The organism is Microbacterium sp. zg-Y1090, assembly GCF_030246945.1.
Taxonomy (GTDB): domain Bacteria; phylum Actinomycetota; class Actinomycetes; order Actinomycetales; family Microbacteriaceae; genus Microbacterium; species Microbacterium wangruii.
The window spans coordinates 396,736-412,201 of record NZ_CP126742.1 but is presented as its reverse complement, the minus strand read 5'-3'; the positions used below and the strand labels follow the sequence as shown (position 1 = coordinate 412,201).

Genomic DNA, 15,466 nt, shown 5'->3' with positions numbered 1-15,466 from the left:
GGCGCGGCCGGCCGACACACACCGGCCGGCCGCGCCACCCTCAGGAGACACATGACCTCCCGACTGCCCCTCGCCCTCGCCGTGGCCGCTGCCCTCGTCGCCGCCCCCACTGCGGCTGCGGCGACCGCCGTGACATCCGCCGGGACGACTGGCACGGCCGGGGTCGCCGCCGCCGTCGCCACGGCGGCCGCAGACGACACCACCGGCGAGACCGGCACGACGTGGGCGCTGCAGCCCGCCGGCGCGGAAGGCCCCGACGGCCGGGTGTCGCTGCGGCACACCATCGACGGCGGGGCGGCCGTGGACGACCTCGTCGCGCTGACCAACTTCGGCCCGCAGCCGGCAACCTACGCCGTCTACCCAGGCGACGGCACCGTCAGCGCCGACGGCAATTTCGACCTCGCTCCCGCCGACGAGCCGGCGACCGGCGGAGGCGCCTGGATCACCGTGGGAAGCGTCGACGGCGCGACAGCGCGCGACGGTGGCGGCATCGTGCTCGAGGTCCCCGCCGAGACCACCGTGACGATCCCGGTGCGCGTCGAGGTGCCCGCCAACGCCACCCCGGGCGACCACCCGGCCGGTATCGTGGCCGAACTCGTCCCCGCCGACTCCGACGCGGTGCAGCTGGCCTCCCGGGTGGGGGTGCGCGCTCACCTCCGGGTCAGCGGCGACATCGTGGCATCCGTCGTTCCCGACGGAACGACAGCCACCTACACGCCCTCCTGGAACCCCTTCGCTCCGGGCACCGTGACGGTGACCTATGCGCTGTCCAACGACGGCAACGTGCGGCTGGGTGCCGAGACCGACACCGCGGTGAGCGGCCCCTTCGGCATCCTGGCCGCGTCTGCTGCGACCGAGAGCCGCGAGATCCTCCCCGGCCAGGCCCAGTCCACCACGGTGGAGGTGCCGGTGTGGCCGACGTTCTTCAGCTGGGGCACCGTCACGGCCACCCCGCTGGTCGTCGGAGAAGACGAGGTGGATGCCGCGCTGGCCGCGACCACCGCGGAGTTCACCGTCTGGACCATCCCGTGGTCGCAGCTCGCGCTCCTCGCCCTGCTGGTGGGCGGTTTCTTCGCCATCCGCGCATTGCGGGCCCGGTCTGCCGCGCGCGTGCAGGCCCGCATCGACGCCGCCGTCGCCGCGGCGAAGGCCACCGAGGGCACGCCGGCCCCACCGGCTGCGGACGCCGATGCGGCGCCGGCCGCCGCCACCGACACCGCGCACGTCGCTGCCGACACCGAGCCCGCCGCCGCCCCGCCCCGCCCGTGAGACGACAGCCGGCGGCCGAGACAGCGGATTTCACCCACGGTCTCGGCCCTCAGATGAGGTCTCACCGTCAGCTGCGGTCTCGGCCGTCAGCTGCGGTCTCGGCCGTGAGGTGAGGTCGCAGCGGTCAGGTGCGGTTGCAGCGGAAGGACACCGACGGGACGCGCGACCCGCGTCAGGACGACTCGCGACGAACGACCGTGAAGTCGGGCTTGATCGTGCGGGGCGGCAGGCGGTCGTCCTTCTCGGCGATCCGCTCGACGAGCAGCCGCACCGCGATCTCGGCGATCTGCTCGCGGCCCGTCTCGACGCTCGACAGCGACGGCACCGAGAACCGCGCCTCGTCGATGTCGTCGAATCCGATGACGGCGACGTGCTCGGGTACGGCGATGTGCTCCTCACCGAGCGCCCGCAACACCCCCAGCCCGAGCGTGTCGTTCAGCGCGAACACGGCGTCGAACGCCACCCCGTCGGCCACGAGACCGTGCAGCGCCGCCGCTCCGGACTGCCGGTTCCACCCCTCGGCCGGGCGCACGAGCCGACGGTCGAACGGGATGCCGGCCGCCTCGAGCGCCCGGCGGTAGCCGCGCAGCCGCAGGCTCGCTGAACTCGCCTCGCCGTCCTCGTCCTCGGCCGCCGCGCCCACCACGGCGATGCGGCGCCGCCCGGTGTCGATGAGATGCGCAACCGCAGCCTCGGCTGCCGAGACGTTGTGCATCGCGACGTGGTCGGTGGGACCGCCGAAGATGCGCTCGCCCAGCAGCACGAGCGGGAATGGTGCGTCGAGCACGTGCGCGTCCTGCTGGCCGAGGGCGACGGGGCTGAACAACAGCCCGTCCATGAACCGCTGGCGGCGACCGGAAACGGCGGCGAGCTCGGTGTCGCGGTCGCCGCTGGTCTGCTCCACGACGACCCCCAGGCCGCGCTTCTCCGCCGCGCGGATGATGGCGTCGGCGAGCTCGGCGAAGTAGTTCTCTCGCAGCGCCGGCACCGCCAGTCCGATGACCCCGGTCTTGCCCGACCGCAGTCCACGCGCCGACAGGTTCGGGTGATAGTCGAGCTCGTCGATCGCCGCCTGCACGCGGGATCGGGTCTCGGGTCGCACGTGCGGATAATCGTTGATGACGTTGGAGACGGTCTTGATCGACACCCCCGCGAGCCGGGCAACGTCGTGCATCGTCGAACCCATCGCCTGCCCCGTTCTCGCACCGCCCGCCACGCAACTCTAGCGCCGGGCCAACCGACTGTTGACATCACCGGAGTGCGCTGGGAAGCTACTTTCCACACGTTGATATACAACGTTGTACACCCATCCCGACGACTCAATGATGAGCAGCGGATCGTGCGGCGGAATCCCGCCGCGGTGCCGATTCGACACAGCCGTCCCGCACCGAAAGGAAGACCCCCGTGAAGACCACGAAAGTCTTGGCCGCGGCAGCGACCATCGTCCTGGCCGGCACCCTCGTGTCGTGCTCGGAGCAGCAGGGAGGCACCGCCTCCGGAGGCAACGACGCCACCAACTGCACCAACACCATCCCCAAGACCGATCTGCCCGTGGTGACCATGTGGGCCTGGTACCCGAACATGGAGCTGGTCGTCGACAACTTCAACGAGCAGAGCGACGACGTGCAGGTGTGCTGGACCAACGTCGGTCAGGGCGGCGACGAGTACGACAAGTTCCAGACGGCGATCACCGCGGGCACCGGCGCCCCCGACGTCATCATGATCGAGGCCGACCGCATCCCGACCTTCCAGATCCAGGAGGCGATCGTCGACATCAGCGACTACGGCTACGAGGACGTCAAGGACGACTACAGCGAGGGCGCGTGGAAGGACGTCTCGGTCGGAGACGGCGTGTACGGCGCTCCCGTCGACGGCGGCCCGATGGGCATGATCTACCGCGCGGACGTCTTCGAGCAGTACGGGATCACCCCGCCCACCACCTGGGCGGAGTACGAGACGGCCGCCCAGACGGTGAAGGATGCGGGCGGGCCGCTGTTCGGCGACCTCGGCGCCAACGTGCCGGCGGTCATGATGGCGCTGCAGTACCAGAACGGCGCACAGCCCTTCACCTACGACTCGGCGACCCCCGAGTCGATCGGCATCGCGCTCGACGACAATGCTTCGAAGGAGGTGCTCGACTACTGGGCGGGCCTGGTGGAGAAGGGCCTCGTGGGCACGCAGGACCAGTTCACCCCCGAGTACATCTCCGGCGTCATCGGCGGCGACTACGCCACCTACATCTCCGCCGCGTGGGCACCGGGATATCTGACCGGCGCCGGCGTGGGCGAGGGTGATGACGCGGGAGTGTGGAAGGTCGCCCCGCTGCCGCAGTGGGATGCCGCGAACCCCGTGTCGGTCAACTGGGGCGGCTCGGCGTTCTCGGTCACGAGCCAGGCGAGCGATCCCGAGCTGGCCGCGAAGGTCGCATTCGGCGTGTACGCCGATGACGCGTCGCTGCTGGACGGCTGGCAGAACCAGGTCATCTTCCCGCTGAACCTCACCGCCTTGAACTCGACGGACTTCGTCGACTACGAGGTGCCGTTCTTCGGTGGGCAGCAGGCCAACAAAGAGGTGTACGTCCCGGCGGCCAACGCCTACACCGGCATGACCTACACCCCGTTCGGGCAGTACTACTTCGATGCCTTCACCGAGCAGCTGGCGGCCATCAACGAGGGCTCGGTCACGGGCTCCGAGGCGGCCGAGCGACTGCAGGCGGACGTGGTCGCCTACGCCGAGGAGCAGGGCTTCACCGTCGAGTGAATCCCGCCGCGTGGGCCGGTCCGGGGGGACCGGCCCACGCTCCCCGGCATCCGTCGCCCGTTCCTCGGAGGATTCCATGACCGTTGACCTCGCCCAGAGCGCCCCGGCCGTCGCCGCCGCGCCCCCGCCCCGCCGTCGCCGCAGCCCTCGCCGCCAGAGCCTCGTGGGCTGGGGGTTCGTCGCCCCGTTCGCCGTCGTCTTCCTGGCGTTCCTCGTCGCGCCGCTGCTGTTCGCGCTGTACCTGAGCCTGTTCCAGAACCAGCTGATCGGCGGCACCCGCTTCGTCGGCATCGCCAACTACGCCAAGGCGTTCACCGACCCCAACTTCCTCGATGGAATCTGGTTCGTCCTGCGGTTCTCGCTGGTGCTGATCCCGCTGCAGATGGCCGTCTCGCTCACCGTGGCGCTCATCCTCGACGTCGTCACCGGCGCCTTCGCGCGCTTCTCCCGGCTGATGATCTTCCTGCCCTATGCGATCCCCGCCGTCATCGGGGCGCTCATGTGGGGGTTCCTGTACAGCAAGAGCTTCGGCCCCGTCGCCGAGCTGTTCGGGATGTTCGGGTTGGTCGGGCCCGACTTCCTCAGCCGCAACCTGATCTTCTTCGGCCTGCTCAACATCGTGACGTGGCAGTGGGCCGGGTACTACATGATCATCCTGTACGCGGCGCTGCAGGGCATCGATCCGACGCTGTACGAAGCGGCGCGCATCGACGGTGCGAGCCAGTGGCAGATCGTGCTGCGCATCAAGATCCCCCTCATCGCCCCGGCCCTCGTGCTGATCCTCGTGTTCGCCCTGATCGGCACCCTGCAGTTCTTCAACGAACCCCAGATCCTGCGATATCTCGCCGCGGGCGCCATCCCGGCGGACTTCACACCGAACATGTACGCGTATCAGCAGGCTTTCGCGCTGGCCAACTACAACTACGGCAGCGCGATCTCGTTCGCCCTCGGCGCGGTGGTCTTCGTGTGCGTCTACATCTTCCTGTTCATCACGCGCAAGCGAGGGAGCTTCCTGTCATGACCGTCGCCCTCGACCGGTCCCGTCGCGCGGCCGCACGGCGCCGGTATCTGCCGATGCAGATCCTGCTCGGCTTCCTCGTCGTCTACTTCCTCATCCCGTTCTGGTGGGTCATCGTCAACAGCTCGAAGACCGCTGCGGGACTGTTCGGCGGCGGCAGCGCACTGTGGTTCGCCGACGTCGTCGACTACGTGGGCAACTTCTCACAGCTGTTCACGTTCCAGGACGGCATCTACCTGCGGTGGCTGGGCAACTCCGCGCTGTACGCCTTCGTCGGCGGGCTCGGCGCCACCGTCCTCGCCGTCGCCGCCGGCTACGGGTTCGCGAAGTACCGCTTCGCCGGGCGCCAGCTGAGCTTCGCGATCCTGCTCGGCTCGGTCATGGTGCCCACCACGGCGCTGGTGATCCCGACCTTCATCCTGTTCGCCGAGCTCGGCATCACGAACACGATCTGGGCGGTCATCCTCCCCACACTGCTCAACCCCTTCGGCGTGTACCTCATGCACGTGTACGCGCGGGACGCCGTTCCGGACGAGCTGCTCGACGCGGGGCGCGTGGACGGGGCGAGCGAGTTCCGCATCTTCGTGCAGGTGGCGCTGCCGATGCTGCGTCCGGCGATCGTCACGGTGCTGTTGCTGTCGATCGTCGCGTCGTGGAACAACTACTTCCTGCCCCTGGCGATGCTCTCCGACAACCGGCTCTTCCCCGTGACGGTGGGGATCGGCCTGTGGCAGGGCATCGCATCGGCCAACAACGCCGGCGGCACGTCACTGTGGAGCATCATCATCCTCGGCTCCCTGGTCTCCGTGATCCCGCTGGTGATCGCCTTCCTCACCCTGCAGCGGTACTGGCAGGGTGGACTCTCGATCGGAAGCCTGAAGTGACCTGACCCTCATCCGCCCCCTCCCCCACCCGCACGCCTACCCGAGAAGGACCATGAGTAACGCACGCTTGACCATCGACCCCCGCCTGGCCATCGGCCCGGTTCACCGCCGCCTGTTCGGCTCCTTCGTGGAGCACCTCGGCCGGTGCGTGTACGACGGCATCTACGAGCCCTCGCACGCGGATGCCGACGAGCACGGGTTCCGTCGCGACGTCGCCGCCCTGGTGACCGAGCTCGGGGTCAGCACGATCCGCTACCCCGGGGGCAACTTCGTCTCCGGCTATCGGTGGGAAGACGGCGTCGGGCCGCGGGAGGAGCGTCCGCGGCGGCTGGATCTGGCCTGGCACTCCACCGAGACCAACGAGGTGGGACTGGACGAGTTCGCCCACTGGTCGCGCGAGGTGGGCGCAGAGCTGATGTACGCGGTCAACCTCGGCACGCGCGGCGTGCTGGAGGCGCTCGACGTGCTGGAGTACGCCAACCACCGCTCGGGCACCGCACTGTCCGACGCACGCGTGGCCAACGGCAGCCCCGAGCCCCACGGCATCCGCATGTGGTGCCTGGGCAACGAGATGGACGGCCCCTGGCAGCTCGGGCACGGCACCGCCGACGAGTACGCCCGCCTGGCCCGCAAGACCGCCAGCGCGATGCGGCAGGTCGACCCCGACCTGGAGCTGGTGGTCTGCGGCAGCTCGGGGGCAGGCATGCCCACCTTCGGCGAGTGGGAGCGGGTCGTGCTCTCGGAGACGTACGACCACGTCGACTTCATCTCGTGCCATGCGTACTACGAGCCCGACGGCGACGACTACGCCGGGTTCCTCGCCTCGGCGGTGGACATGGACCGGTTCATCGATTCGGTCGCCGCGACGGCCGACCACGTCAAGGCGCTGCGACGCAGCGACAAGACGATGATGATCTCGTTCGACGAGTGGAACGTCTGGTACCAGACCCGCTACAACGAGGTGGACAAGATCACCGACCCCGAGGTGTGGCCGGTCGCGCCGCGCCTGCTGGAGGACGCATACACGGTGGTGGATGCCGTCGTCTTCGGCAGCCTCATGATCTCGCTGCTGCGCCACGCCGACCGGGTGACCGCCGCGAGCCTGGCCCAGCTGGTCAACGTCATCGCGCCGATCATGACCGAGCCCGGCGGCATCGCCTGGCGGCAGACGACGTTCTTCCCGTTCTCGATCACCTCGCGCCTGGCGCAGGGTGTCGCCCTGGAGGTCGCCGTCGAGTCGCCCACGTACGACACCGAGCGCTTCGGCGCGGTGCCCGTCGTCGACGCCGTCGCGACGCACGACGCGGCCACCGGCGGCACCGCGGTGTTCCTGGTCAATCGCAGCCTCACCGAGCCGATCTCGGTAGAGATCGATGTCGCCCACCTCGGCGCAGTCGTCGTGGCGGAATCGCACCTCCTGCACGACGAGGACATGCACGCCGCGAACACGCTCGAGAACCCGGAGCGGGTGGGGGTGCGTCCGAACGACTCGGCGACGATCGCCGACGGCATCCTCTCGGTGACACTGCCGCCGGTGTCCTGGACCGCGCTCTCGCTGCGCTGACGTTTGCGCACGCCCGCCGCTGACGCCGCCGGTTTCGGCGGCGCGGCGGCGCGGCGGCGCGGCGGGCGGAGCGGACGGGCAGACTGGCGGGATGCCGATCATCGACAACGCCGTGTACGTGGAGGGGGAGCGGATCCGCGACCCCGCCACCCTTCAGCAGACCTTCGAGCACATGAAGGACAACCACGGGATGGCCTGGATCGGGCTGCTGCGGCCGACCCCCGAGGAGTTGCAGCAGGTGGCGGCCGAGTTCTCGCTGCATCCGCTGGCCGTCGAAGACGCCTTCACCGGGCACCAGCGGCCGAAGATCGAACGCTACGGCGAGATCCTGTTCACCGTGCTGCGCCCGGCCCGCTACAACGACGGGACCGAGACGGTGGAGTTCGGCGAACTGCACGTGTTCGTCGGACCCGACTTCGTCGTCACGATCCGCCACGCCGACGTCCCCGACCTCGCGGTGGTCCGTCGCCGCCTCGAGCAGCAGCCGGCCACGCTGGCGAAGGGTCCCCACGTCGTGCTCGCCGCCATCCTCGATGAGGTCGTGGACGACTACGCGCCCGTCACCGCCGGCCTGCAGAACGACGTGGACGAGATCGAGGACGCGCTGTTCAGCGAGAGCGGCTCTGAACTGTCCCGCCGCATCTACGAGCTTTCCCGCGAGGTCATCCTCTTCCAGCGGGCCACGGAGCCGTTGACCGAGATGCTCGACGCCGTGCTGCGGGGCGCCGGGAAGTACGGCGTGGACATCGAGCTGCAGCGCGAGCTGCGCAATGTGCAGGACCACGTCATCCGCATGACGGAGAAGATCGCGGCGCTGCGCGCCATCCTCGAGAACGCACTCACCGTCAACGCCACCCTCGTCACCCACCGCCAGACCGACGCCGCGCTCGAGCAGAGCGAGCAGGTCAAGAAGATCTCCGGCTGGGCGGCGATCCTGTTCGGGCCGACCCTGGTCGGCACCATCTATGGAATGAACTTCCGCTATATGCCGGAACTGGAATGGCAGTGGGGCTACCCGCTCGCACTGCTCGCGATGGCGGCGACCTCCGGCGTGCTGTACCTCGTCTTCAAATCCCGGCGCTGGATGTGACCACCGCGCGCCCCTAGGGCGCGCTGCGGCGGGCGAGCGCAGCGCCGGCAGCACGCAGCCAGCGGGCAGGCTCGGCAAAGGAGGCCTCCGGGCTCCCCGCGAGATCGGTGAGCGAGACGGATGCCGCGAACGCGCCGGCGTCGGCGTCGGCAGCGATCCGGCCGGCGACCAGCGCCACCGGCACGCCCGCCTCCGCGGCGACCGCCGAGACGAACGTGGGCACCTTGCCGGCGGCGGACTGCCCGTCGAACGAGCCCTCCCCGGTCACGACGAGATCGGCGGCGGCGATCGCTTCGCGCAGCCCGATCAGCTCGGCCACCTCCGGCGCCCCGGGCACGAGGTGCGCGCCCCAGACGACGAGACCGAAGCCGGTGCCGCCCGCAGCCCCCGTGCCCGACGTGGTGGGATCGGCGTCGACCAGCGCGGCCAGGCACGCAAGTCCGGCATCGGCGCTCACGACGCCGGCGGCATCCAACCCCTTCTGCGGGCCGAAGACGGCTGCGGCCCCGGTGGGGCCGAGAAGCGGATTCGTGACATCGGTCAGCACGAGGGCGCCCGCCGGCGGCGGCGGCCGAAGCCGCGAGAGGTCGATACCAACGGCCGCGGCCAGCCCCCGGGCCCCCGCGGCGATCGGCAGCCCGGCGATATCGGTGACCACCGCGCCGAGCGCGCGGAGCATCCCCACCCCGCCGTCGGTGGAGGCGCTGGATCCGATGCCGAGCACGAGGCGCGAGACGCCGTGATCGAGCGCCGCGGCGATGGCCTGGCCGAACCCCGTGGTGTCGGCGTCCCACGGCAGCCGGCGGTCGCCGAGCAGCTCGATCCCCGAGGTGGAGGCCAGCTCGACCACCCCCGTGCCGTCGGGCGCGTCGGAGGTCGGCGGCAGCAGCAGCCACGACGCATCGACCGCGGCGCCGTCGGGCCCGGTCACCTGCACCGGCATCCTCGCGGCTCCCGCGACCGCGGCGGCGAACGCCTCGAGGGTGCCTTCCCCGCCATCGGCCATGGGGCGAAGCTCGACCGCAGCCCCCGGGTCGGCGTCGCGCCACCCCGCGGCGAGCGCCCGTGCGGCGTCGGCGGCGCCGATCGAGCCTTTGAAGCTGTCGAGCGCGACGACGACGGTCATGTCGCCGGCGGCGTGCGCACTCGCGGGTGCACCCGCGAGGGACAGCCGGCCTTCGTTGGCTCCGGTCACGATCCAGAGTCTAGGCGGGCCGGCCGTTCGACCCGCCGTCGGCGCCGGGCACGCCGATCACCCCCTGGACAGCGGCTGTCACCTCGCTAACCTGAGCCCCATGGACCCCGTGCTGCTCGTCCTGCTGCTGGCGGCCGTGACATCCGCGGCCTGCTGGATCCTCTCGCTCGTCACGAAGGACACCTCGTGGGTCGACCGGATCTGGTCGATCGTGCCCATCGCCTACACCTGGATCTTCGCGATCGCCGTGATCACCTCCGGCGGTGACGCCGCGCGCTCCGTACTGATGGCGGCGCTCGTCACGCTCTGGGGCGCGCGTCTGACCTTCAACTTCGCCCGCAAGGGCGGCTACTCGGGCATGGAGGACTACCGCTGGGCGATCCTGCGCAGGCGGATGAGTCCCGTGCAGTTCCAGCTATTCAACCTGTTCTTCATCGTGCTGTACCAGAACGCCCTGCTCGTGCTCATCAGCCTGCCTGCCCTCATGGCGTGGGAGCACCCCACACCGCTCACCGGCTGGGACATCGCTCTGGCCGCCCTGTTCCTGGCGTTCCTCGTCGGGGAGACCGTCGCCGACCAGGAGCAGTGGGACTTCCACCAGGCCAAGAAGCGTGCCGGCGGCACGCTCGAGCCGGGCTTCGCCATGACGGGGCTGTTCCGCCTCAGCCGGCATCCGAACTTCTTCTTCGAGCAAGCCCAGTGGTGGGTGTTCTACTTCATCGGCGCCGTCGCCGCGGTCTCGGCGGGTCTCGGCTTCTGGGGCGGCCTGATCAACCCGACGATCGTGGGCGCCGTGCTGCTGACGGTGCTGTTCATCGGCTCCACGATCTTCACCGAGTCGATCAGCTCGTCGAAGTATCCCGCCTACGCCGACTACCAGCGGCGCACGTCCATGCTCGTGCCGCTGCCGCCGCGGCGCACGGCGGCGCCCCGTCGCGCCTGACCGCTCCGTCAGGCGACCGCCTGCCCTGAGGATGCGGGCACGAGGCCTGCCCCCGTCGGCTCACCATCGCGCATCAGGCAGGATGGAGACATGTCCTGGCTTGTCACCGGCGGCGCCGGCTACATCGGCGCCCACATCGTCCGCGCACTCGGCTCCGCGGGGCTCAGCCCCGTCGTGATCGACGACCTCTCCAGCGGCCATGCGTCGTTCGTGCCCGAGGGGGTGCCCTTCGTGCAGGGGACGATCCTGGACCGCGCACTGGTGGAGCAGACGCTGCGCGAGCACGCCGTGGAGGGCGTCATCCACGTCGCCGGCTTCAAGTACGCCGGGGTGTCGGTGACGCGGCCCCTGCACACGTACGAGCAGAACGTCGAGGGCACCCGCGTGGTGCTGCAGGCGATGGCGGATGCCGGTGTGGACAAGCTGGTCTTCTCCTCGTCGGCCGCCGTGTACGGCACCCCCGACGTCGAGCTCGTCACCGAGGATCTCCCCAAGCGCCCGGCGTCGCCCTATGGCGAGTCCAAGCTGATCGGCGAGTGGCTGATCCGCGACCAGGCGGTCGCGACGGCCGACGCCGCGGCGCCGCTGCGCCACACGTCGCTGCGGTACTTCAACGTCGTGGGGTCGGGCGACCTCGCCGTGTACGACAGCAGCCCGCACAACCTGTTCCCGCTGGTGTTCGAGGCGCTCATCGAGGGCCGGACGCCCCGCATCAACGGCGACGACTACGCCACCCCCGACGGCACCAACGTGCGCGACTACGTGCACGTGGCGGACATCGCCGCGGCCCACGTCGTGGCCGCGCAGCGGCTGACCGCCGGCGAGCCCGTGGAGCCGGCATACAACCTCGGTTCCCAGAACGGCCTGTCGGTGCGGCAGATCATGGATGCCATGGCCCGCGTCACCGGCGTCGACTTCACGCCCGAGATCGGACCGCGCCGCGCCGGCGACCCCGACCGCATCGTGGCGACCGGCGAACTCGCCGCCCGCGACCTGCAGTGGGAGAACCGCTACAGCGTCGACGAGATGGTGCGCACCGGGTGGGAGGCCCGCCGCGCCGCGGGCTGACCCGCGCAGCGGGCAAGGGCAGCACGCAACGGGCAGCGCGCAACGGACGGCGGGGGTGCTCCGCCGTCGGGCTACGCGCGCGGGGCAGGCCCGGTGCTGGCGCGCATGACCAGCGGCGCCGGCAGCAGCACGGGCCGCTGGTCATCACCCTCGATCGCGGCGACGAGCGCGGCGAGGGCCGCGGCTCCCAGCGCATCGAAGTCCTGCCGCACGGTGGTCAGCGGAGGCCGGTAGTCGGCGGCATCCGTCACGTCGTCGAAGCCGACCACGCTGACGTCCTCGGGCACCCGCCGACCGGCGTCGGCGAGGGCGCGCAGAGCGCCCAGGGCCATCTGGTCGTTCGCGGCGAACACGGCCGTCGCCTCGCTCGGCAGGGCACCGGCGAGCGCGTGACCGGATGCCGCGGTCCAGTCGCCGCGCACGGGTGCCGGCACCTGCCGCCCCGCCTCGACCAGCGCGGCGCGCCACCCACGCTCACGCTCTGCGGCGGCGAACGAGCCCTCGGGACCGGCGAGGTGCCAGACGGCGGCGTGACCGAGGCCCAGCAGGTGCTCGGTCGCCGCGCGGGCACCCGCGGCGTGGTCGGTCTGCACGACGGCGAAGCGCTCGTCGGGGGGCGAGTCCACCACGACGAGCGCGAGACCGGCCGGCGCGACGGCGTCACGCACCACCGCCGTCGCCTCGTTCAGCACGATGGCGCCGTCCACCCCCTGGTCGCGCAGCCGGGCGAAGGCGTCGGCGATGCCGGATGCCGCATCCAGCGTCACCACCACCACGGCGTAGCCGCGGACGGTGGCCGCATCGACGACGGCCTGCAGCATGCGGGAGTTGCCGATGGTGGCCAGCGTCGTGGCGACGAGTCCGATCGTGTGGGTGCGTCCGGTGCGCAACGCGCGGGCCGCGCGGTGGGGGCGATAGCCGAGCTGCGCCATCGCCTCTTCGACCCGTGCGCGCGTGACCGGGTCGACCCGCGGGCTGCCGTTGACCACGCGCGACACCGTCTGCCCGGAGACCCCGGCGCGGGCGGCGACGTCGAGCATCGACACACGCTTCGCCCCAGGGGCAGGGGCCGGGGCAGGGGCAGGGGCAGGGGCCGGGGCAGCGCGAGCGTCCGCCTCGGCGGGGGAGTCGGAGGCGCCGCCGCGCTCGAGCCGGTCGAGGTGGTTCATGGGGTCGCGAGCCATCCGCTTCCTCCTCATCCCGGCGGCCGTGTTGACGATAACACAGCACGGCCGTACCATGTTGACGTGAACATTGCTGAGTTCGGTACACCCGAAACCCCCGAACCCGTCACCCTCGGCGCCGGCGTCGTGAAGCGCTCCACACGCCTGGCCGACGGCCGCGAGCTGTTCTACTTCGACGACCCCGACACGACGCTCGGCGCGGAGCGCGCCGTCGACGCGCGCACGCTCGACCCTCGCCCCGCGACGGCCACGATGCGGCAGGACGTGCTGACCGGCGACTGGATCTCCATCGCGGCAGCGCGGCAGAACCGCGCCTTCCTGCCGCCGGCGGAGCTCGACCCGCTCGCGCCGCAGACGCCCACCAACCCGTCGGAGATCCCGTCGCGCTACGACGTCGCGGTCTTCGAGAACAAGTCGCCCTCGTTCGGTCCCGCCCTCGCCGAGGCCTTCGGTGATGCGCCTGCCGCCGGCGACCCGCCCCGCGGCGTCGAAGACCTCGAGCACCTGGGCCTCGGCCGCACACGCACCTCGGTCGGCCGCTGCGAGGTGGTCTGCTTCAGCCCCGAGCACGCCGGGTCGTTCGGCACGCTGAGCGTCACCCGCGCCCGCACCGTCATCGAGGCGTGGGCCGACCGCACCGCCGCTCTCTCGGCGCTGCCGGGCGTGGAGCAGGTCTTCCCGTTCGAGAACCGGGGCGAGGCCATCGGCGTCACCCTGCCGCATCCGCACGGCCAGATCTACGCCTACCCGTACATCACACCCCGCACGACCCGCCTGCTGGACTCGATCGATCGCACCGCCCCCGACCTGTTCGAGCGCATCCTCGACTTCGAGCGCTCCGGCCCGCGCGTCATCCTCTCCGGCGAGCACTGGACGGCCTTCGTGCCCTTCGCGGCGCGCTGGCCGATCGAGGTGCACCTGCTCCCCCACCGCCAGGTCGCCGACTTCGCCGAGACGACCGATGCCGAGCGCGACGAGCTCGCACCCCTCTACCTGCGCCTGCTGCGCGGCGTCGACGCGCTCTACGACTCGCCCACCCCCTACATCGCCGCCTGGCACCAGGCTCCGGTGCGCCACGGGCGCGACACCGTGCGCCTGAACCTGCAGCTCACCAGCCCCCGCCGCGCCGCCGACAAGCTCAAGTTCCTCGCCGGCAGCGAGGCCGCCATGGGCGCCTGGATCGGCGATGTGACCCCCGAGGCCGCCGCCGAACGGCTGCGCGCCGCCGTCGAAGGAGTGACCCTGTGACCACCCCCGCCGCTCCCGGCTCCGCCGCGACCGCCGCCGCCGCGCGCGACCTGTTCGCCACGCTCACCGGCCACGAGCCGATCGGCACCTGGTCGGCACCCGGTCGCGTGAACCTCATCGGCGAGCACACCGACTACAACGACGGCTTCGTGCTGCCCTTCGCCACGCCCCACCGCACCCATGTGGCGCTGGGCACGCGCGACGACGGCCGCATCCGCGTGGTCTCGACGTTCGACCCGGTCCCCGTCGAGGTTCCGCTGGCCGACCTCGACGCCCTCTTCCCGAGCGAAGGCGCCCTGCGCGTGCCGGAGTGGTCGGCGTATCCCCTCGGGGTGGCGTGGGCGCTGCTGCACGCGGCGGGCCTGAGCGCCGGCGACGTCACCGGCGTCGACCTCGCGTTCGCCTCCGACGTCCCCGTGGGCGCCGGTCTCTCATCGTCCGCCGCCATCGAGGGGGCCACCGCCACGGCGCTCGCCGACACCTGGGGCACGCCGCTCGATCGGGTGACCCTGGCCCAGATCGGCCGCCGCGCCGAGAACGAGGCCGTCGGCGCCCCCACCGGGATCATGGACCAGATGGCGTCCATGCTCGGACAGACAGATGCCGCCACCTTCCTCGACTGCCGTACGCTCGAGACCCGCATCGTCGATCTCGGCTTCGCCGCGGCCGGCCTCGAACTCGTCGTCATCGACACCCGCGTGAAGCACGCCCACTCCACCGGCGGCTACGGCGAGCGGCGTGCGGCGTGCGAGCGCGGCGCCGAGATCATGGGCGTGCCGTCGCTGCGCGACGTCGCGGTCGCCGACCTCGACCGGGCCCAGGCGCTGATGGACGATGTGACGTTCCGCCGCGTGCGCCACGTCGTCACCGAGAACCAGCGGGTGCTCGACACCGTCGCGACGCTCGACAGCGAGGGCCCGCGCGCGATCGGCGGCCTGCTCGACGCCTCGCACGCCTCGATGCGCGACGACTTCGAGATCTCTGTCCCCGAGCTCGACACGGCGGTCGAGACCGCTGTGGCCGCCGGAGCGATCGGCGCCCGCATGACCGGCGGCGGGTTCGGCGGCGCGGCCATCGCGCTGGTCGACCACGACAAGGTCGGCGCGGTGACGGATGCCGTGACGGCCGCCTTCGCCGAGCGCGGCTTCACCGCACCGCACGTGTTCACCGTCGTGCCCTCGGCGGGCGCCGAGCGCGACGCCTGACCCCCGGCAACCCCTGGCGGCGACCGCCGCGAAGGCCC

General features: G+C 71.3%; 13 protein-coding genes. 10 read left to right on the top strand and 3 right to left on the bottom strand.

From position 1 onward, the window contains the following. Window positions 1-51 precede the first annotated feature (51 nt). Complete coding sequence (locus tag QNO26_RS01855; protein ID WP_257526323.1) at window positions 52-1,269, top strand: COG1470 family protein; 1,218 nt, start codon at window positions 52-54, stop codon at window positions 1,267-1,269. Between the two features lie 172 nt (window positions 1,270-1,441). Here QNO26_RS01855 and QNO26_RS01850 read toward each other — a convergent pair whose 3' ends face one another. Further along, the gene (locus tag QNO26_RS01850; RefSeq protein WP_257526324.1) at window positions 1,442-2,443 is read right to left on the bottom strand and encodes a LacI family DNA-binding transcriptional regulator; all 1,002 of its coding nucleotides are present in this window, start codon (window positions 2,441-2,443) and stop codon (window positions 1,442-1,444) included. Between the two features lie 230 nt (window positions 2,444-2,673). On the opposite strand from QNO26_RS01850, the gene QNO26_RS01845 reads away from it, so the two are divergent. The 5 genes from QNO26_RS01845 (at window position 2,674) to QNO26_RS01825 (ending at window position 8,585) form a co-directional block, all read left to right on the top strand. Continuing rightward, entirely contained in the window at window positions 2,674-4,029 is a 1,356-nt protein-coding gene (locus QNO26_RS01845) for an ABC transporter substrate-binding protein (protein ID WP_285181715.1), read from the top strand. A 76-nt stretch (window positions 4,030-4,105) separates the two neighbouring features. Then, window positions 4,106-5,050: a carbohydrate ABC transporter permease gene (locus QNO26_RS01840; RefSeq protein WP_257531876.1), complete on the top strand. Its 945-nt coding sequence runs from the start codon at window positions 4,106-4,108 to the stop codon at window positions 5,048-5,050. Next, complete coding sequence (locus QNO26_RS01835; protein WP_257531874.1) at window positions 5,047-5,931, top strand: carbohydrate ABC transporter permease; 885 nt, start codon at window positions 5,047-5,049, stop codon at window positions 5,929-5,931. Before QNO26_RS01840 ends, QNO26_RS01835 begins: the two co-directional genes overlap by 4 nt. Before the next feature lie 52 nt (window positions 5,932-5,983). Beyond that, the gene (gene arfA / locus QNO26_RS01830; RefSeq protein WP_257531872.1) at window positions 5,984-7,495 is read left to right on the top strand and encodes an arabinosylfuranosidase ArfA; all 1,512 of its coding nucleotides are present in this window, start codon (window positions 5,984-5,986) and stop codon (window positions 7,493-7,495) included. Between the two features lie 91 nt (window positions 7,496-7,586). After that, window positions 7,587-8,585, top strand: coding sequence for a magnesium and cobalt transport protein CorA (locus QNO26_RS01825; RefSeq protein ID WP_257531870.1), 999 nt, complete (start codon window positions 7,587-7,589; stop codon window positions 8,583-8,585). A gap of 13 nt (window positions 8,586-8,598) precedes the next feature. Here QNO26_RS01825 and QNO26_RS01820 read toward each other — a convergent pair whose 3' ends face one another. Further along, window positions 8,599-9,711 (bottom strand): glycerate kinase, encoded by a 1,113-nt coding sequence (locus QNO26_RS01820; protein ID WP_257532387.1) that lies wholly within the window; start codon window positions 9,709-9,711, stop codon window positions 8,599-8,601. A gap of 169 nt (window positions 9,712-9,880) precedes the next feature. Here QNO26_RS01820 and QNO26_RS01815 point away from each other — a divergent pair, with 169 nt between their 5' ends. Then, window positions 9,881-10,723, top strand: a complete 843-nt coding sequence (locus QNO26_RS01815; protein ID WP_257638695.1) for a DUF1295 domain-containing protein — start codon at window positions 9,881-9,883, stop codon at window positions 10,721-10,723. Window positions 10,724-10,813: 90 nt separating this feature from the next. Continuing rightward, on the top strand, window positions 10,814-11,791 hold the full coding sequence (gene galE / locus QNO26_RS01810) for a UDP-glucose 4-epimerase GalE (RefSeq protein ID WP_257531866.1): 978 nt from the start codon (window positions 10,814-10,816) through the stop codon (window positions 11,789-11,791). 71 nt (window positions 11,792-11,862) lie between these two features. On the opposite strand, the gene QNO26_RS01805 is transcribed toward galE, so the two are convergent. After that, on the bottom strand, window positions 11,863-12,831 hold the full coding sequence (locus QNO26_RS01805; RefSeq protein ID WP_257638724.1) for a LacI family DNA-binding transcriptional regulator: 969 nt from the start codon (window positions 12,829-12,831) through the stop codon (window positions 11,863-11,865). Window positions 12,832-13,038: 207 nt separating this feature from the next. Between QNO26_RS01805 and galT the strand changes: the two genes are divergently transcribed. Beyond that, window positions 13,039-14,223, top strand: coding sequence for a galactose-1-phosphate uridylyltransferase (gene galT, locus QNO26_RS01800; RefSeq protein WP_257531864.1), 1,185 nt, complete (start codon window positions 13,039-13,041; stop codon window positions 14,221-14,223). Then, window positions 14,220-15,428 carry a galactokinase gene (galK, locus tag QNO26_RS01795; protein ID WP_257531862.1) on the top strand — a complete coding sequence of 403 codons (1,209 nt, stop codon included), beginning with the start codon at window positions 14,220-14,222 and terminating at the stop codon, window positions 15,426-15,428. The genes galT and galK overlap by 4 nt, the downstream gene beginning before the upstream one ends. Window positions 15,429-15,466 lie beyond the last annotated feature (38 nt).